This is a genomic window from Pseudomonas sp. AGC41 (assembly GCF_057334555.1).
The window spans coordinates 15297-15767 of record NZ_JBHFJB010000047.1; the positions used below are offsets into that span (position 1 = coordinate 15297).

Consider the following 471-nt stretch of genomic DNA (forward strand, 5'->3'; position numbering starts at 1 on the left):
ATTTCCAGGCCGACGACACGGTCGCTGAGTTCGCCCATGGCGGTGAGCATGATGATCCCGACCCTATGTTCGGCCCGCAGTCGCTGGCAAAGCACCAGGCCGTTGTCGCCCGGCAGCATGACGTCGAGGATGATCAGGTCGGGCATCCGCCGTCCGACCGCTTGCCACAGGGCGGCGCCGTCGGCGGCCACTTCGACGCTGTAGCCATGTTGTTCGAGGAATTTGCGCAGGAGGGCGAGGACTTCGAGGTCGTCGTCTACCAGGAGGAGATGGCTCACAGGGGTCACGTCGGGCAATGGATACAGGAGGCGATACTAGGGTCAATTCGCCGCTTGCGTCATATATTTCAATCCGGAAACAAAGCGACCGGTACGCAACATTGCGGAAATCTTCGGGCAAGAAAACCGCGGCAGGATTGCCTCGATGTCAGCCAATGAACTTGATGCACTGAACCCTGTGGCGGGGGGGGGG

General features: G+C 60.7%; 1 protein-coding gene. It reads right to left on the reverse strand.

Annotated elements, in window-relative coordinates; all coding sequences use genetic code 11:
- Nucleotides 1-278, reverse strand: a 278-nt coding sequence (locus ACE04F_RS09430; RefSeq protein ID WP_486106146.1) for a response regulator, incomplete at its 3' end; no start/stop codon positions are given.
- Between the last annotated feature and the right edge of the window lie 193 nt (nucleotides 279-471).